Annotated in this window: 14 protein-coding genes and 1 pseudogene; 9 read left to right on the forward strand and 6 right to left on the reverse strand. The window is 68.9% G+C overall.

The genetic code is table 11. The features are described from left to right. Window positions 1–1,004, reverse strand: a 1,004-nt coding sequence (locus tag FHX72_RS00005; RefSeq protein WP_244963947.1) for a M1 family metallopeptidase, incomplete at its 3' end; no start/stop codon positions are given. Window positions 1,005–1,086: 82 nt separating this feature from the next. Between FHX72_RS00005 and FHX72_RS00010 the strand changes: the two genes are divergently transcribed. The 3 genes from FHX72_RS00010 to FHX72_RS00020 are packed head-to-tail and all read left to right on the forward strand — an operon-like array spanning window position 1,087 to window position 3,195. Next, a complete protein-coding gene (locus FHX72_RS00010; protein ID WP_068482875.1) occupies window positions 1,087–1,695 on the forward strand; it encodes a mycothiol-dependent nitroreductase Rv2466c family protein in 609 nt (202 codons plus the stop codon). Then, the gene (locus FHX72_RS00015) at window positions 1,695–2,240 is read left to right on the forward strand and encodes a ribose-5-phosphate isomerase (RefSeq protein ID WP_068492983.1); all 546 of its coding nucleotides are present in this window, start codon (window positions 1,695–1,697) and stop codon (window positions 2,238–2,240) included. Before FHX72_RS00010 ends, FHX72_RS00015 begins: the two co-directional genes overlap by 1 nt. Next, entirely contained in the window at window positions 2,233–3,195 is a 963-nt protein-coding gene (locus FHX72_RS00020; RefSeq protein WP_068482869.1) for an Fpg/Nei family DNA glycosylase, read from the forward strand. Before FHX72_RS00015 ends, FHX72_RS00020 begins: the two co-directional genes overlap by 8 nt. A gap of 46 nt (window positions 3,196–3,241) precedes the next feature. Here FHX72_RS00020 and FHX72_RS00025 read toward each other — a convergent pair whose 3' ends face one another. Together FHX72_RS00025 and FHX72_RS00030 are read right to left on the reverse strand one after the other, a co-directional pair. Then, the gene (locus FHX72_RS00025; protein ID WP_183622283.1) at window positions 3,242–8,815 is read right to left on the reverse strand and encodes a proline-rich domain-containing protein; all 5,574 of its coding nucleotides are present in this window, start codon (window positions 8,813–8,815) and stop codon (window positions 3,242–3,244) included. Between the two features lie 139 nt (window positions 8,816–8,954). Then, window positions 8,955–9,617, reverse strand: coding sequence for a DUF6891 domain-containing protein (locus FHX72_RS00030; RefSeq protein WP_068492991.1), 663 nt, complete (start codon window positions 9,615–9,617; stop codon window positions 8,955–8,957). A 111-nt stretch (window positions 9,618–9,728) separates the two neighbouring features. Between FHX72_RS00030 and FHX72_RS00035 the strand changes: the two genes are divergently transcribed. Both FHX72_RS00035 and FHX72_RS00040 read left to right on the forward strand, forming a co-directional pair. Next, window positions 9,729–10,178, forward strand: coding sequence for a GNAT family N-acetyltransferase (locus FHX72_RS00035; protein WP_183622284.1), 450 nt, complete (start codon window positions 9,729–9,731; stop codon window positions 10,176–10,178). 106 nt (window positions 10,179–10,284) lie between these two features. Then, a complete protein-coding gene (locus FHX72_RS00040; RefSeq protein ID WP_183622286.1) occupies window positions 10,285–11,709 on the forward strand; it encodes a DUF2252 domain-containing protein in 1,425 nt (474 codons plus the stop codon). A gap of 6 nt (window positions 11,710–11,715) precedes the next feature. Here the strand turns inward: FHX72_RS00040 and FHX72_RS00045 are convergent, their stop codons facing one another. Together FHX72_RS00045 and FHX72_RS00050 are read right to left on the reverse strand one after the other, a co-directional pair. Then, complete coding sequence (locus tag FHX72_RS00045; protein ID WP_183622288.1) at window positions 11,716–13,509, reverse strand: siderophore-interacting protein; 1,794 nt, start codon at window positions 13,507–13,509, stop codon at window positions 11,716–11,718. A 53-nt stretch (window positions 13,510–13,562) separates the two neighbouring features. Then, window positions 13,563–14,201 (reverse strand): ABC transporter substrate-binding protein, encoded by a 639-nt coding sequence (locus tag FHX72_RS00050; protein ID WP_183623898.1) that lies wholly within the window; start codon window positions 14,199–14,201, stop codon window positions 13,563–13,565. A 26-nt stretch (window positions 14,202–14,227) separates the two neighbouring features. Here FHX72_RS00050 and FHX72_RS18465 point away from each other — a divergent pair. The 4 genes and pseudogenes from FHX72_RS18465 to FHX72_RS00060 all read left to right on the forward strand — a co-directional run. Then, a pseudogene (locus tag FHX72_RS18465) lies at window positions 14,228–14,524 on the forward strand (iron chelate uptake ABC transporter family permease subunit); the annotation flags it as partial. After that, complete coding sequence (locus tag FHX72_RS18470) at window positions 14,521–15,039, forward strand: iron chelate uptake ABC transporter family permease subunit (RefSeq protein WP_338109976.1); 519 nt, start codon at window positions 14,521–14,523, stop codon at window positions 15,037–15,039. The pseudogene FHX72_RS18465 and the gene FHX72_RS18470, both read left to right, overlap by 4 nt. Further along, a complete protein-coding gene (locus tag FHX72_RS19535; RefSeq protein WP_338110063.1) occupies window positions 15,003–15,164 on the forward strand; it encodes an iron chelate uptake ABC transporter family permease subunit in 162 nt (53 codons plus the stop codon). The genes FHX72_RS18470 and FHX72_RS19535 overlap by 37 nt, the downstream gene beginning before the upstream one ends. A gap of 85 nt (window positions 15,165–15,249) precedes the next feature. Further along, a complete protein-coding gene (locus FHX72_RS00060; RefSeq protein WP_183622289.1) occupies window positions 15,250–16,047 on the forward strand; it encodes an ATP-binding cassette domain-containing protein in 798 nt (265 codons plus the stop codon). A gap of 61 nt (window positions 16,048–16,108) precedes the next feature. On the opposite strand, the gene FHX72_RS00065 is transcribed toward FHX72_RS00060, so the two are convergent. Beyond that, entirely contained in the window at window positions 16,109–17,659 is a 1,551-nt protein-coding gene (locus tag FHX72_RS00065; RefSeq protein WP_183622291.1) for a Mur ligase family protein, read from the reverse strand. Window positions 17,660–17,863: the final 204 nt, after the last annotated feature.

The raw sequence follows: 17,863 nt of genomic DNA on the forward strand, positions 1-17,863 counted from the left end.
GTCGCGAGCGTCGAGATGAACTCGGCGAACGACTCGTTGAGCCACAGGTCGTTCCACCACTTCATGGTGACGAGGTCGCCGAACCACATGTGGGCGAGCTCGTGGAGGATCGTGACGACGCGGCGCTCGCGCACCGCATCCGCGACCTTCGAGCGGAACACGTAGGTCTCGGTGAACGTGACGCATCCCGCGTTCTCCATGGCGCCCGCGTTGAACTCGGGGACGAAGAGCTGGTCGTACTTCGTGAACGGGTACGGAACCCCGAACGCCTTCTCGTAGTACTCGAAGCCCTGCTTCGTGGTGCGGAAGATGTTGTCGGCGTCGAGGTTCGGCGCGAGGGATGCACGGCAGTACACGGCGAGTGGGATGGTGCGTCCGTCGATGGAGGTGAGCTCGTCGCGCACGACCGTGTACGGACCCGCGACGAGCGCCGTGATGTAGCTCGAGATGCGCGGCGTGGTCGCGAAGTGCCAGACGGCGCGCTCATCGTCGATGGGCTGAGGGGCCTGTGACGGCTCGTTGGAGATGACCTGCCAGGAGGCGGGGGCCGTGACGTGGAAGGAGAAGTTCGCCTTCAGGTCGGGCTGCTCGAACACCGAGAACATGCGGCGGGAATCCGGCACCTCGAACTGCGAGTAGAGGTAGACCTCGCCGTCGGCAGGGTCGACGAAGCGGTGCAGTCCCTCGCCCGTGTGCATGTAGATGGCATCGGCGTCGATGGTCAGCGTGTTGTGCTCGGCCAGGTTCGGCAGCTGGATGCGCACCCCGTCGTTGACCGCCGCGACGTCGAGCGCCTCGCCGTTGAGCACAACGCTGTGCACCTGGCGGGTGATGGCGTCGATGAAGGTGGACGCACCCGGAACCGCCGAGAACGTCACCGTCGTGATCGAACGGAACGTCTCAGGACCCGTCGTGAGGTCGAGGGCGACGTCGTAGTGCTCGACACCAAGCACTACTCCTCGACGCTCGACCGACTCAGCGCGAGTCAGGTTCTCTCCGGGCATTCCAGCTCCTTTGGTGTCAGGTGCCCGGGGGTTCCGGGCTTGCGGCGCGGCCAGCCTAGTCCTGCCGAGTAGGCTTATGCGTATGCCCGCACCGATCAAAGTAGATTTCTGGTTCGACCCGATCTGCCCATTCGCTTGGATGACCTCGCGGTGGATCGACGAGGTCGCCCGTCAGCGTGACCTCGATGTCACCTGGCACATCATGAGCCTCGAGCTCTTGAACGAGGAGAAGGACATCCCGCAGTCGTACCGCGACATGCTGCAGGGAACGTCCCGCCTCGGCCGTGTCGTCTCCGGTGTCGAGCAGGACCTCGGCAACGAGAAGGTCAAGGCGCTCTACGACGCGCTCGGCACGCGAATCCACCCGGGCGGACGCAAGGACCGCGACGCGGTGCTGCAGGAGGCCATCGCGGAGCTCGAGATTCCCGAGTCCATCGTCGAGCGCGCCGATGCAGGCGAGTTCGACGAGCGGTACCGCGCGAGCCACCTCTCCGGCATGGAGCGTGTCGGCGACGAGGTTGGTACCCCCATCATCGCCATCGACGGCGTCGCGTTCTTCGGCCCCGTCATCTCCCCGGCACCGAAGGGCGAGGAGGCGCTTCGCCTGTTCGACGGTGTTGTCATGGCCGCATCGGTCGACGGCTTCTTCGAGCTCAAGCGCAGCCGCACGCGTGGACCGGTGTTCGACTGATGCGCATTCACGTCGCCACGGATCACGCCGGCCTCGAGTTCTCGCAGCAGCTGCAGGAGCACCTGCGCGACCAGGGCCACGAGGTCGTCGACCACGGGCCCGCCGAGTACGACGCGCTCGACGACTACCCCTCGTTCTGCATCAACGCCGCTCAGGCCGTCGCCAACGATTGGGCGAATGGCTCCAAGTCGCTTGGCGTGGTCTTCGGTGGCTCTGGCAACGGCGAGCAGATCGCCGCCAACAAGGTCACAGGGGTGCGCGCCGCGCTGGCATGGAGCGACGCCACGGCGCAGCTCGCCCGCGAGCACAACAACGCCAATGTGATCTCGATCGGCGCGAGGCAGCACGAGATCGTCGACGTGCTGCGCTTCATCGACATCTTCATCGCCGAGCCGTTCCCTGGCGAAGAACGTCACCTGCGTCGCATCTCGCAGCTGGCAGAGTACGAGCAGACGGGCAAGATCGCCGGCAAGTCGATGCTCGGCGCGGTTGGTACCGTCGTACCCCCGATGGTGGAGTCGGAGACACCGGCGGGGAATGCCTGAGGGTCATTCCGTTCACCGCATCGCCCGCCAGTTCACCGCGAACTTTGCCGGGCGAGTCGTGGCCGCTTCCTCGCCCCAAGGCCGTTTCGCTGAGGGAGCCGGGGAGATCGACGGTCGTGAGATGGTCGAGACGTTCGCCGTCGGCAAGCACATGTTCTCGCGCTTCGACGGCGGCGTCTGGCTGCGTGTGCACCTCGGAATCTACGGGGCGTGGGACTTCTCTGGCCAGGTCTCGACGACGCTCGGGCAGACGGGGGAGTACTCGCGCAAGCGTCCCGGCGTGACGATCGAGGACTCGCGCGGCGAGACTTCCCTGTCGAGCATCGGCGCCCCGCGGCGCACACGATTGAAGATGGCGGAGGCGGAGCGCGAGCAGGAGCTCTCGCAGTGGCCGCCTGAGCCTGTCGGCGCCGTGCGGCTTCGCCTTCTCACGGCGGAGACGTGCGCAGATCTGCGCGGACCGACGGCGTGTGAGCTCATGACGGGCGACGAGGTCGCTGCCCGCATCGAGAAGCTCGGCCCTGACCCGCTCGTCGACCGTGGCGCGAAGGCCGAGGCGCGGTTCCTCGAGCGAGCTCGCGGGAAGCGCACGCCGATCGGCATCGTGCTCATGGACCAGCAGATCGTCAGCGGGATCGGCAACGTGTACCGGGCGGAGATGCTCTACCGGGCGGGCATCAACCCGCACACGCCGACGTCGCAGCTCACGGATGAGCAGCTCAGGGAGCTGTGGCGTGACTGGACGAAGCTCCTCAAGATCGGTGTCGAGGTCGGCCAGATGATGACGATCGACGGGCTCCGCGGCAAGGCGAAGGCGGCGGCCCTCGAGAACCGCGAGGACCGGCACTGGGTGTACGGCCGAGCGGGGGAGCCGTGTCGCGTATGCGGCACGCCGATCGCGCTGGAGGAGATGCAGGCGCGCAAGCTCTACTGGTGCCCCGGCTGCCAGCTCTGACCTGCAGGCGTTGCGCCCGCACGCGAAGAGCTGACAGCCGGTAGCGTCACCGCAGCGAGCGGATGGATGCTGCGGCGCGCTTGGCGTCGCGAAGCCGCGCCTCGTACGTGGTGGCGATGACCACGAGTACTGTGCCGGCCAGCGCGAGCCACACCCACCAGGGCACAACTCCCGCGACGACGGCGAGCTGCTGCCGGAATGCGGTGACGGCGTGGAGCACGGTGATGATCGCGCCCAGGACAAGCGGCGCCTGCAGGCGGCCGACCGCACCCCAGATCGTCACCGCGACGGCGATGAGGCCAAGCGCGATGAGGCGCCACGGTTCGGAGTCTGCAAACTGGGCGAGGTAGCTCGGGACCAAGAGCAGAGCCAGCCCGGGGGCCAGCGCCGGCCAGCTGCGGAGCGTCGGCCGGATCGCGAGGAAGTGCGCCCCGCCTGCGAGGAGGGTTGCGGCGAGTGGCACCGTCGCGAGTTCAAGCCAGCGGACAGGGCCCTCGCTCTGTACGACGCCGGTGAAGGCGACGAGGGCCACGGCGGAGAGCGCGAGAACGGGGACGCGCAGCGACTGCGGGCCGCCTGGCACCCGATTGGCCCCCGACAGCGTCGGCAGGAGCTCCGGCCTGAGGAGAGCGGTGAGCGAAAGCGCACAGAGCGCGACGACCCAGGTGAGCGCGAGCGCCTGGGTGTTGGAGACTTCGCTGCGCAGGATGCTCGGGAGTGAGGACACCACGAGTGCGGCGACGGCCAGTGGCACGAGCACCGTGGACGCGAGGGACGCGAGCCGCGGGTTCTCGAGCTGGTGCTGGCGGCGCCAGAGTGCGCTCGCGAAGAGCAGCACGAGGCACGCCGGGAGGACACCCCAGACCGGGAGCGCGATCGGAGTCAGCGGCCCCTGGACCGCGAGGACAAGCGCTGGTCCGAGCACGGCCGCCGAGATCGACGCACCGACTCCGAGGGCATTCACCGATGCGCGCAGCCACCCGGCGACGGGCACCACGGCGCAGACGACGACGAGCGCGAGGGTGAGGAGTGCAAGCGCGAATTCGGGCACCGACAGCGCGAGGACGCGTGACTCCGCGGGGTCGAGCGGCTGGGCGACGGCGGCGATGGCTCCCGCGCTGAGCCAGATACCTGGGGCGGCGGCAAGCCAGAGCAGGCTCTCGACGCTGGATGCCCGTGGCTCGCTCCCTTGTCGGTCGAATCTCGCAGTCGCGACTCCCGCCGCGAAGAGCACGAGGAAGGCGCCTCCGAAGGCGACGAAGATGGATGCTCCGTCCCAGTTCGCGAGGACCTCCCACACCCAAGCGAGTGCGAGGACGGGGACGCCGAAGTAGCGCAGCACGGCGTAGGGAGACCGCGCGCCGAGTTGCCCACTGGAGACGATGGACGTCGCGGCGAAGAGGGCGACCGCGAGGGGGAACGGGGTCCAGCTTTCGAACCCTTCGCCGGGCGCGGCCGAGGCGGCGGCCGGCGCGAGCAGGGTTCCGAGGAGCGCCGTGCCGAGCCCAAGCGCGCGGAGCGCAACTCCGTCGCCCCGACGTATCCCGTGCGGGGCCAGGAGCACGCCGAGCATGGCGGTGAGGGCGCCGATGACGCCGGCGGTCGCGACGAGTTGAATCGGGTTCGTGCTCTCGAGGTCGATGAGCTGAACGTGGTGCACCAGCATCCACGCCGCCAGTAGCCCGGACGCGTAGCTGGGGAGTCTCGTCAGGAGCCCCGCTTCGACACTCAGGCGGGCGACCAGGACGATGGCTGCAAGGACGATCCCGACCAGCAACAGTGTTGTGCCCGTCTGCTGCGCGACCCAGATGTTGGTGGGCGCGGTCGGGGTCCAGATCGCGAGGGAGAGGCTCTGCGATGCGAGGGCCAGGAATCCCACGAGGGCGATGCCTGCGCGCCCAGTCGGGCTGACGAGTCTGGCGGGGAGTCCGGCGGCGACGACTGAGGCCAGCAGTGCGAGCCCCAGCAGGAGAAGACCACTCTCGAACCGCGTCATGAGGAGGACGCCGGTGGCAACGGCGGCGCCGAGCGCCGTCAGGAGCGCGACGAGCAGCTTGCGACGTGCCCTGGCCTCGTCGTCTGCCCAGACGGGGCGGAGCAGCAGCCAGGTCACCGCGCCGACGAGCAGCACGCATGCAGTGAGCCAGAGCAATGCCTCCACGCTCGTGAGCAGGCCGGTGAAGATCCCGCTTCGATTGACGTCGCCCGTCAGGTTGGCCGCGACGTGCGCGAGCGCTGCGAGCACGGCAACCCCTCCCGCCGATGAGCTCAACGAGACAAGCAGCGGACGCGCGTGGACGGGAACGCGCACCAGGGTCGCCGTCACGGCGACCGCGAGTGCGAGGGCTGTGCCGACGATGAAGTACAGCAGCGTGCTCGCGGGAGTGTCGGCCGAGGTGATGGCGGGGACAACAAGCGAAACTGCGAGGCCGGCCGCGAGCACGGAGGCGGACGCGCGTGCCGGTTCGCCGGCCTTGCGCGCCCTGCCGAACCACCAGAGCAGCAGTCCGGCCACAACAAGCGGAGCCCCGGCGGGGAGATGGAAGGCCTCCGAAGTGCGGATACCAGGGGTCGCGATCGCGAACACGTACCAGGCGAGGGTGAGCAGGCCGACACCGATCCACGCCAGGAACGCTCTGCCTCGCGCCTGGAACAGGCCAGAGGGAGAGAGCGCGAGCAGGATCGGCACGAGCGCGGAAACCGCGATCGTCGCCGTGAAGTACTGGGCTCCCGCCGGCTGGCCGAACGCGCTCGTGAAGATCGGGGTGCTTGCAAGCGAGACGACCGCGACCGCAGCGGCAGCCAGCTCGGCAGGGAGAGCGCGTGCGGCCGGTGCGCCACGGAGCCGTGCGGCGAGCATTCCGCCTGCCGTCAGGGCGCCTGCGGCGACACCGAGCGACGCCGCGACGGCCGGGAGGTATTGGGTCGTCACGAACGAGGTGACCACTGCCGCGAGCGTCGCCCAGAGCGACGGGGCGAGCACGGCCAGGAGCGGCGCGACCGCAGGTACATCCGGCTCCCGTGGTCGGCGCAGGGCGACGACGACGATCGCAACGCAGAGCAGGGCACCGAAGGCGGCACTCGCGAACCAGAGCGCGCCGAGTGGCCACACGGCGTCGGTGAGGAGGGCGTCAGCGTCGCTGCGGTTGGCCGTCGACCGAACGAGTGCGAGGAGGGCAAACGATGCCACGAGCGCGGGGATCGCAGCGGAGTAGGCGAGCAACGTGCGTTCCGCAGCAGCGAGCCACGGCCTCGGGAGCAGCAGCGTCGCGGTGAGGAGCATGACGATGCCGAGATACGCGCAGGTGATGGCGAGGTTGGTGCCGGATGCGCTCGACGAGCCCCATGCGTCGCGCACGAAGGCGACGAGCAGCGGCACGGCGAGCAGCTGCACTGCCGTAAGTGCGGTGAGCACCGGCCGAAGCGCCGCAGCCGGCGTCCTCGTGGAGAAGCGGAGGCAGAAGGTGAGGGCTGCGGCGGCCACCAGCGCGGCGATCTCAAGCGGTGGCAGCGCGAGCCCAGAGCCGACCACGGCGAGGATGGCGACTGCGGCAGTGCTTTGCAGGACGACGCGCAACGCAGCCTTGGGCTGTGCGCTCTCCGTGCTGTCAGCGGCGGAGCGCTTTGCGAGCAGGATCGCGACGATAACCGCCCCGGCGCCGATCGTCAGGTTCGCGATCGTGACGCCGAGCGGGCCGGGGACGCTGCCAGCGGCGCACAGCGCGAGGAAGGATCCGGCTGCCGTGAGCGCGGGCGTGAGCTGCTGCATCCGCCCGGGGACGAGCTGCAGGATGCCGGTCGCACCCGCGAGGCCCACCGCGGCGCTTGCTATGGCCCACCAGGTGCCGTTTTCCGCACCAGCGAAGGCCTCCGCCATCCCGGCCTGGTCGGCGCCCACCAGCGCAAGAAGGTAGTCGACGTGAAGGACGTTGACGGCAAGCGAGATGACCGGGACTATGGCGGCGGCGAGAGTCGTCCACGTCAATGCCGTGACTGCGAGCTGGAGGGCTGTGGCCTCTGGCTGCTGAGATGCGGCGAGCCGCGCCCTGAGCACCTGGGCGGCGGCGAGCGCGATCGGGATGAGGGCAAGCGAGAGCGCGAGGCGGATCGGCCCGACGAAACCGAGCGGCACGGCACCAAGCGCGAGGGCAGTGAGCACCCCGAGCGAGATGAGCAGGCTGCGGCCGCCGAGCGCGCCGCGCTCTCGGCTGACGAGCCAGGCGAGGAGCGCCGCAGATGCCGCGGCGAGAGCGAAGAGGACCACGTAGCCGAGCCACGATTCGTCGCCCGTCGCGGCAGCCACGCCCGCGAGCACGCCCCCGGTCAGCGCGACGACGCCGGTCACGGCGAGGATCCATCGCTCGAGCGATCGCGGCGTGGCGTCGCTGAACGAGTTCGCAGCACTCGGCGTCGCCCCAGGGGCGAGCTGCGCTGGCTGTTTGACTCGCAGCAGGACGTGCAGTCCGGACGCCGCCCCGGCGAGCACAAGCGCAAGGACGAGGCGTTGGACGGGGCTCAGGATCGCGGAGGTCACTCCGGCGACGGTGAGCGCGATTGCCGGGAGCAACGTGAGGCTTGCGGCGATGCCGGGGGCTCGAAGGCTGGCGAGGCGATGCCATGCCTCGAAGGCCGCGGTCGCGACGAGCAGTCCAACACCCCAGTAGAGGGTCCCTGGAACCGAATCAGCGCCGAACAGACCGGTGGCTTGGACGGCCCACACATCGAGGATCACGAGCACGATGCCGAGTGCGGCGATGCCCTCGGCCGTGGCCGAAAGCCGGCGGCGCTTCAGGAGGCTCGCGGTTGCGATGACCGCGAGGGTCACCCCGGCGGTGATGGCCGCCTTGACTTCGACGCCGAAGACGACCCACGCGAAGGTGAGGAAGACGATCGCGGCGATGCTGAGGAGCCCGATGCCGAGTACAAGCAGCAACAGCTGCACGCTCGAGCGCCGTGGCCGCTCTGGTTGAGAGGGCTGAGCGCGAGGCAGGTGCTGCGCGGGCGGACCCTGCCGTTGCCCGGCGTGCTGGGCGGCCCAGCGGTCGACCGGCGACTGCGCGGGGGCGAGCGGATGCGCGGGCTGCGCACTCTGGGATGGCTGAGCACTCGCGTGCGGGTGCTGCCGAGGGGCAAGGTGGCCCTGGCCCTGGCCCTGGCTCTGGCTCGGGCCCTGGACTTGCGCTGGGGCCGAGGCCTGCGCTGAGCCGGAAGCGACGTCGGCTCCCAGATGGCCTACGGCGCCGCCGAGGAGCTTCGCGTGGTCGGCGGCGAGCACGGCGTCGCTGCCCTGCTTGTGCTCCTGAAGCGCGTGCTGGCGGCGGTTCTCCTCGGCCCGTGCCTGCTCGGCGCGGCGCACGTCGGCGGCCTTGGCGCGCGCCAGTTCGTTGGTGGCGACGATGAACTCACCTCGGGCGAGCAACGGGTCCCTGGCCTGCGCTCCAAGCTCGAGGAGATGGCCGATGACGGCCTGGTCGCGAGTGAAGCCGCAGTGCGCGCATGAGCTTCCTGGCGCCCCGTAGGTCTCGAAGCACGACGGGCATTTGCTCGGGTCGGTGAGATCGCCCAGCGTCTTCGGGAACCGTGGCCTTTGGGCTTGTCTGCCCGCTCCTGCGTCAGTCACTCTGCGTATCCCCCTGGGGTTGTCTGGCCGTCAGCCTAGCGAGCGTGCCGCCGAGATGCCGGTTTTCAGACAGGAGTTGGGGAGGACTGCCCCGCGATCGGGGCCAGGCGTTGGAGCTATCGAGCGTTGAATGCCGAACTCAGGCGCTGACGAGCGGGAGCCGCTTTCGCCAGTTGCTGATTGAGATCGCGATTCGGCTCGACGCCTGCTCGTCCCAGTCGACGGCGAGCCCGTTGCTGCGCATCGTCGTTGCGATGAGGAGGCCGAGCTGGCGAGCCGCCAGGGCACGTTCCTCGGGAGTGCTCGCGCCGTGCGTGGTGAAGAGGCCAAACGCCAGGAAGAGCTGCGCGTCGTCCCCGGACAGGCGCTCTGCGTCCTGCTGGTGGAAGAAGACGTAGCCGGTCTGCCCGTCTGCGGTCTTCTCGGCTTCGATCTCGGCGTGCCCGCAGTCCTGGCAGCAGGCGAAGTTCATGCGGGCGACGACGCCAGCCCGCTCAAGGTCAGCGAAGGCAGCGCGGAGCTTCTCGTAGTCGCCCTCGCTTGACCAGTCGCGCTGACAGTCGGCGAGGTCGTCCCAGGTTGCGGTCACGATGCGCTCGATCTCGTCAGCACGAACGGGCAGCGCCTCGTCCTCGGCGAACGAGCCTGCCGTTTCGAGGGCCTCGTCGAGGGAGACGAAGCCGGGCCTGATGAGTTCGACGGTCTTGGCGCGGAGGGTCTCCCGCGGGTTGTGAACGCCGTGCGGTTGGTGCTCGGCCTGGGGTGTGGTCGAGGCTGGGCGGAGGTACTTGAACAGATCCACGGCGGAGACTCTACGTCTCTGCGACTGGTACGTCCAACCGCGAGCTGTTCAGGGTCGCCTTCATATGCGGCCGACTTCCATGCGCGGCCGCGGCGGGTGGAGACTGACTGCATGACTGACTGGAACGTGCGCCCCGTGACTTCGCTGGACGAGCCGGCCTGGCGTGAGCTGTATCGCGGCTATCGGGAGTTCTACAGGGTCCCCGCCGACGAGTCGAAACTGGACGTCGTCTGGTCGTGGTTGGGTGATGAGGCCCACGAGACGCACGGCTTCGTCGCGGTCGACGAAGAAGGGCGCCTGGGCGGGATCGCGCACGTGCGTCGTTTCGCGAGGCCCCTGTCCGCGACGACGGGACTCTACCTCGACGACCTCTTCACGTCGCCAACCGTGCGCGGAGGTGGGGCAGGCAAGGCGCTCCTCATGCATCTCGGCGACTACGCGCGCGAATCAGGACTGAGCGTCGTGCGCTGGATCACCGCCGAGGACAACACGACCGCGCGGCGGCTCTACGACGCCGTTGCGAAGCAGACTCCCTGGGTGACGTACGACATCGTGTCGTAACCGTCGGACGCGCTCGCCAGTTCCGGCTACCGGCGTTCACCCATTCACGAGAGACTGGCCCGGATCGGGCTCGAGCCCGACACCCTGACGAGGAAGGCCTTCCCCGATGCCGACACACCTCAGCCGCCTGCAGCGCGATCGCGCGCCTCGGCCAACCCGCGACGAGCTCTACGCTGCCGGCAAGGCGCTCCGCAAGACGCAGCCGCACGTCGAACACGCGATCTTCGTCGCGGGGGAGCGCGAGCCTGGGGCGATCCTGGCAGAGCAGAACGCGGCAAGGCTGCCCGACCTTGTGTCGCTGCGCATGGGGCGGATGCTCGCGAGCCCCTTCACGTTCTACTGCGGGACCGCCGCGATCATGGCTCACGACCTCGCGCAGGGGGTCAGCACGGGCATCCAGGTTGTCGCGTGTGGCGACGCGCACCTCAGCAACTTCGGGCTGTTCGGGTCGCCCCAGCGCACGCTCGTGTTCGACCTCAACGACTTCGACGAGGCGGCATCGGCGCCGTGGGAGTGGGACCTCAAACGGCTCGTGGCGAGCGTCGTCGTCGGCGCTCGTGACCTCGGGCTGACCGAGGAGAAGACGCGCAAGGCAGCCCGGCGGGCCGCGGCCGCCTACCGGGAGGGCATGCGAGAGATGGTTGGCCACTCGGCCCTCGACCGCTACTACCTGCGACTCGACACGGATGTGGCACATCCGTCGTTCCGGACCGAGGCGCAGGAGGTCCTCGCGAAGGCGACGAAAAGCGCGAGGAAGCGCACCTCGCAGAAGTTCGTCGACAAGCTCACCGAGCGTGCCGCGGACGGGACGAGGCTCATCGTCGAGAACCCACCCGTCATGATGCACGTCTCACCCGAGGCGGAGTCGCGCGTCGAGGAGCTGTTCGAGCAGTACCGCGCCACGGTGAGCACCGACGTGGCCTTCCTGCTCGGCAACTTCACGCTCACGGACGTCGCTCGGCGGGCAGTGGGGGTCGGCAGCGTCGGCACGCGATGCTTCATCCTGATCCTGACGGGTCCGGCGGGCGAGGCGCTTGTCCTACAGGTCAAGGAAGCGCCGGCATCGGTGCTCGAGACCTACGGGGACGTCGATCCGAGGCGCCTCCTGCAGGCTCGATCACGCGAGGAGTACGACGAGCTCGGCGAGGGCTACCGGGTCGTCAGCTGCCAACGCATCCTGCAGGCGGTCTCCGACCCCTTCCTCGGTTATCTGCGGTTCGAGGGGGAGGACGGCGTGCTGCGCGACTATTACGTGCGCCAGTTCCGCGACATGAAGGGCTCGGTCGAGCTTGAACAGCTCAACTCTTCCGAGTTCACGAAGTACGTGGAGGCCTGCGGAACCCTGCTGGCGAGAGCCCACGCGCAGAGCCCCATCGCGCCGATGATCGCGGGGTACCTCGGCAAGAGCGGCTCGTTTGACGACGCGATGGCGGAGTGGGCCATCGGCTACGCGGAGCAGTCGGGGCTCGACTACGCCGAGCTGCTCGCGGCCCGCGACCGCGGCGACTTCGAGGCCGTCTCCGACCGGTAGTCGGCCTCAGCTCGCGGGCGGGCGCTGCAGCTCGAGCGCCTCGTGGTCCCATCCGAGCGGCGTCGCGCGGACGAGTCGCCAGCCAGCTCTCCTGGCAAGCGACTCGAGGTCCTGCAGGCTCCGTGGCGGGGTCCCCGTGGCGGCGTAGGCGAGGAGCGCGTGCTCGGCCGCGTGGGCCGATGGCGCCGAGCTCTCGGGTTGGAACAGCTCGATGATGACGGCGGCACCCGCCCGCTCGGCCAACCGAGTGAGGAACGCGACCGCTTCCTCGTCGGTGCGCTGCGCGAGGGCAAGCGCCGAGGCAACGACGTCCGCGTCAGTAGCGCCGAAGCTCTCGGCGGCCTCGAACTCGCTGCCGGGCTGTGACTTGCGCGCCGCGTCCAACTCGAGGAGCGAGCCGACAACGGTGACCCGTGTCGCACCGGCAAGCGCGTTCGAGAAGGCGACGCTTCCCGGCCCCGTCACGGCGACCGCATGAGCTTCCCTCAGCGTCTGCAGGCCCGTGACTCCTCTGGCGACGAAGTCGAAGCCGATTGCCGCCTCGACTTTCTCCTGCAGTCGAGCGAAACTGTCGGCGGAGCGCCTACGGAGCGTCGCACCGTTGGCGGTCAGGTACGGCGGCCTTCCCGTTCGCAGGGAGTCCGCCAGGTGTGCGAGCGACAGCAGGAGCTCGGCCTCGACAGCGTCGTCGAGGCTCTCGCGGAGGTGCTCGTCTTCCAGGATCACGTCGCCGGCTGGCCCGAGGGCCACGAGGCCCGTGGAGACCCGCACCGCATCGAACGCGGCGAGGGCCTGCACCAGGGCCCGGACGCCGCCCTCGTCGAGCGCGAGGTCGCCCGCGAGGGCCGCGATCGGACGTGGGGTGCTCGCGACGGCATCCAAGAGACCCGTCGAGAGCGCGGCCCGCGCGGCGAACCATGGGACAGGAGAGAGGAGCTCGTCGAGTTCGAGCGGATGCTGCCGTGCCGCATCTGCCGTCTCGAGTACCGGGACAGCCTGGGCCGCCTGCTCGGTCGCGTGCCAGTACCCGGTGATGTTGACGTGGGTCTTCGGAATGCCGCGGTCGCGGGCGCACCAGCGCCGGAGCGGGAGTAGAGAGCGGCTCTCGCCCGCGACCCACACGTACCCGGTGCCCGCGGGGAGTTCGCGTGCCATGACGGCGCCCACGAGGGCGCTCTCCGCGCCCGACGAGGCGACGACCCAGCGCAGTTCGTCGCCGTCGCGGATGCTGAGCTGCTGGATGGCGTGCTCGTCCTGCACCTCCACGATGACGATCGCCGGGACGTCGCCAGGTCGTTCGTCGAGGTAGCGACCGATGGCCGGGAGCGCGGTCTCATCACCGGCGAGCAGCATCCACTCGACGTCGGACGGCAGCACAAGCGACGACTTAGGGCCCACGATGTGGAGGGAGTCACCCACAGCTGCGGCCTCAGCCCAGGTTGCCGCCGGGCCATCGCCGTGCCGGACGAAGTCGAGCTCGAGTTCGCCCAGCGCCGCATCGAAGCGGCGGGGAGTGTAGTCGCGCGTGAGCGTGACCCCGCTGTCGGTCCAGTCGATCGAGTGCGCGCGCTGGATGGGCAGCGCCTCGGCGATCGGGCCCCCGTCGGCGAAGACCAGTTTGACATGATCATCGAACCCCGTGCTCACGAACTCCGGCAGGTCGAAGCCGGAGTTCGTGAACTCCTGGAGCTGCGGGCCGGTGAGCGTGACGCGACGCATTCGCGGCGTCACGTCGACAACTCGACTCACGGTGAGCTCGCGGAGGACAAGGGGATGGGTGACGAAGTTGCGCTGCGGCATGGGCCTTCTCGTTGGGGCGTGCGGTGGAGGTGTCTCGAGGTACTGCCGTGGGCCTAGGCGAACTGCTGCTGGATGTTGTCGAGCAGGTCCATCGTGCGGATGTAGTCAGCGCGGTAGGCCCAGTAGGGGAGGTCGTGGACCTGGCCGCTCTGGAAGGCGGGGAGGCCGGCGTAGACGGGGTCGCCAGCAAGCGTTGCGGGGTCGGCGCCTCCATCGACGAAGCTGAACGCGAAGATCATCGGGGCGGTGAAGACCTGGCTCACCTGCTCGGTCGAGAGCTCGAACGAGTCGCCGGTGCCGTAGACCTCGAAGTCGGGGTTGTCGGCGATAACGGGGGCAGGCTCGAAGCCGACCGCCGCGAGCGTCTGGGGCAGCGCGGAGGATTCCGGGAGTGAGTACGGTGTGCCGTCGGCCGTGAGGACGAGGTAGTTGACGGGCGTCGCTGGGACCGTGATCGCCTCGGCGACCTCGGCCACCTTGGTGTCGTATGCCGTGAGGAGCTCCTGCTCCTTCTCGGTCTGGCCGAGCACGTCGTCGGCGATGAAGCCGAGCTGGTCCTGCCAGGTCAGGAGCGCGTTCGAGACGATGACGGTCGGCGCGATCTCCGTCAATCGGTCGTAGCTCTCGACCGCCTGCATCGATGAGAAGCCCTGTCCGCCGGCGATGATGAGGTCGGGATCCTGCTCGAGGATCGCCTCGAAGTCGAAGCCGTCCTATGCGGGTCCTGACGATCGTGGCCGTGACGTTGCTGTGCGGGGCCGCGACGGCGGCAGCTGGGCCAATCGCCTTCATCGGACTCATGGTGCCGCACGCCGTCCGCTGGCTCACAGGCCCAGATCAGCGGTGGATCCTGCCGTTCTCGCTGGTGCTTGCGCCCGTCCTCCTGCTGCTCTCCGACATGATCGGGCGACTCGTTGTGTACCCAGGGGAGCTGCAGGTCGGCATCATCGCCGCCTTCCTCGGCGCACCGGTCCTGATCTTCCTGGTTCGGCGCACGAGGGGCAGCGCGCTGTGACGCGCGCGGCAGAGCCGATCGCAGGCACCGAGCAGGTCCGCCTCGTTGTCGTCGACTGGCGTCTGCCACGGGCGCTCCTCGCAGCGCTCTTCGGGGCGGCACTCGGACTCAACGGCGCCATCTTCCAGTCTCTGACCCGTAACGCCCTCGGAAGCCCAGACGTCATCGGCTTCAACATGGGCTCATACACCGGGGTGCTCGTCGTCATGCTGGCGGGCGGCAGCGGCTTTCTCCTCATCGCGAGTGGGGCCGTCGTCGGCGGTCTCATCACGGCGTTCCTCGTTTACCTCCTCGAGCACAAGCGCGGAGTCCAGGGCTTCCGTCTCATCATCATCGGCATCGCCCTGAGCGCCATGCTCGGGTCGCTCAACACGTGGATCATCGTGAAGGCCGACGTCGCCTTCGCCATGCAGGCCGCGGTCTGGGGGCGGCGCCGCAACTCGCGCGGCGCCTCACCAGCGCGGGCGCATCCATCGATCTGGTCACCTCGGCCCTTGTCGGCGCCGCGCTCCTGAGCATCGCCGACCTCATCGCGCAGCACGCGCTCCCCGGCGTCTCGCTCCCAGTCGGCGCGGTCACGGTGAGCATCGGCGGCCTCTATCTCGTCTGGCTCCTCGCAAGGGAGACCAAGACCAGGTGAAGACTTACCGGGCAGGCGGGCAGGCGGGCAGGCGGGCAGACGGACCGACAGACGAACAAGGACACGGACGGAAGGCGGTGGCGGCGTGACGAAGCTCACTGGTGCTGGACTTGTGGTCGGCTCCGGCGACCGGGTGGTGATCGAAGGCGTCGACGTGTCGATACCCGAAGGTTCCTTCACGGTGATCGTCGGGCCGAACGCCTGCGGTAAGTCGACGCTCCTCAAAGCCCTCGCGAGGCTCATCCCGGCGAGCGCGGGGCAGGTGCCCCTCGACGGCAAGGCCATCCACGAGCTCCCATCGAAGGAGCTCGCCAGGAGGCTGGGCCTCCTGCCGCAGTCGTCGCTCGCTCCCGACGGCATCACCGTGCAGGACCTCGTGTCGCGCGGACGCTTCCCGCATCAATCGCTGCTCTCTCGCTGGTCACGCGAAGATGAACGGGTCGTCGCGGAGGCCATGGCGGCGACCGGCGTCACTGACCTCAGGGGCCGCCTCCTCGACGAACTCTCCGGAGGGCAACGGCAGCGCGTCTGGGTGTCGATGGTGCTCGCGCAGGAGACACCCATGCTGCTCTTGGACGAGCCGACGACCTTCCTCGACATTGCACATCAGGTGGAGCTGCTCGACCTGATCGAGCGGCTGCGCGGCGAGGGCAAGACTGTTGTCGCCGTGCTCCACGAGATCAACCTCGCCGCCAGGTACGCCTCGCACCTGATCGCGATGCGGGACGGAAGGATCGTCGCGGAGGGGAGCCCGAGCGAAGTCGTCACGGAGGAGCTGGTGGGGCGCGTCTTCGATCTGCCCTGCCGGGTCATCCTAGATCCTGACACCGGCACGCCCGTGGTCTTGCCGAGGAGGCGACCCGCCCCCGCGGACGTTAGGTAGGCCCAGGCAGGTCTGGGCCTGGGCAGGGAATCTCGAGGTCGAGCCGCTCCTTGGAGTCAGGCTATGAAGCGCGCCGCTCCTGTGCAGAGCTGACCGCATCCGCCGAACCGAACGCCGACGGTGGCTGCGGCGCGAGCCAGCCGTGTGCGCGCAGCGCGGTTGCGGCGGCGTCGCGGGCGGAGTACGGAACGATGCGCCCGTCGACCTCGACGTCGGCGCGATGCCCGTGCCCGCCGACGAAGATGAGGTCGCCCGGCTTGGCCATCGCGACGGCGTGCTCGATGCCGGTCGCCGAGTCGGCGATCTCGTAAAGTTCGCGCTCCGGGAACTCGGTGCGGATGGTGTCGACGAGGGTGCGGCGGATGCCGTCTGGGTCCTCGGTACGAGGGTTGTAGTCGGTCACGATGACGACGTCCGATTCCTCGCTCGCAGCCCGCGCCATCTCAGGTCGCTTGCCCTTGTCGCGGTCTCCATCGGCGCCGAAGATCATGAAGAGCCTCCCCGGTGTGAAGGGGCGAAGTGCGTGGAGCACGGCGCGGAAGGATGCGGCCGTGTGGCCGTAGTCGACGTACACGCGCAGCTCGGACTCGCCGGAGACGAGGTCGAGGCGGCCCGGGACCACCGGGTGCAGTCCATCGCTGGCGTCGAGCGCTACGCGAATCTGGTCGAGCGATGCCAGACCGGCGCCGATGACCGAGACGATCGCGAGCGACAAATCGAGCGCGGTGAACGCGCCTGGGAGGCCGATTCTGGAGCGGAGCTCTTCGCCGTCTGGCCCCCGCAGCGTGAAGTCGGTGCGTTCGAGGCCTTCGGCGTCGATGTGCAGCACCCAGTCGGCGTCATCGGCCCTGTCCGCCGTGTCCCTGGCCACGGTGACTACGGGGATCAGCGCCTCGCGGGCGGCGCGGCGACCCCACTCGTCCTCGATTGCGATGACGCCGCGCTTCGCATGTTTTGGCGTGAAGAGAGTGAGCTTCGACGCGAAGTAGTTCTCGAGCGTGCCGTAGACGTCGAGGTGGTCCTGCGAGAGGTTCGTGAAGATGGCGCTCTCGAAGGGCAGCCCGTCGACGCGTCCGCCGTCGAGCCCATGCGAGGAGACCTCGATGGCCGCGGCCTGGACGCCGTCCTCGGTCATGCGAGCGATGAGTCCGTGCAAGTAGTCGGACTCGGGCGTCGTGAGGCGGCCCGAGAGTCGCGTCTCGAGCCTCGCGTCGCCCACGATGCGCTCGACGGTTCCCGACAGCCCCGCCTTGAGGCCAAGGGAGAGGAACAGGGCGTGCAACAGGTAGCTGGTGGTGGTCTTGCCGTTGGTGCCGGTCACGGCGAAGAGCGTCGGCGTTGCCGATTCGGTGCCGAAGACCGCCGAGGCGGCACTGCTCATGACATCTCTGGGGTTGTCGACAACGATGGCCGGGAGCTCGTGCTCGGCCGCTCGTGCTGCACCTGCGGCGTCGGATAGCACGGCGACAGCGCCGGCTCGGACGGCGGCGGGGAGGAAGTCTGCCCCGTGCAGGTGGGCGCCGGGGATCGCAACGTAGAGATCACCCGGGCGGATGCGCCGCGAGTCGCTGGAGACGCCGGTCACCTGGATCTGTGCGCCTGTAGGGGGCATCGTGCCTCCGGTCGCATCGGCGACGGCAGTGAGAGGAACAGCGTGAGGACTGTTGGGGCGTGCCAGGTCTGACTGCAATGGTGTTCCTCTCGGAGTGCGCTCGGGCGCCGCGGATAGTCTTCACTGCAACGCCTCGGCCGGCGCTGGGGCGACGAACCTCAGTCACGCCAGCGTGCAGATAACAAGAAGATAACGACGGCTTCT

Source organism: Pseudoclavibacter helvolus, from assembly GCF_014191305.1.
Lineage (GTDB): Bacteria > Actinomycetota > Actinomycetes > Actinomycetales > Microbacteriaceae > Pseudoclavibacter > Pseudoclavibacter helvolus.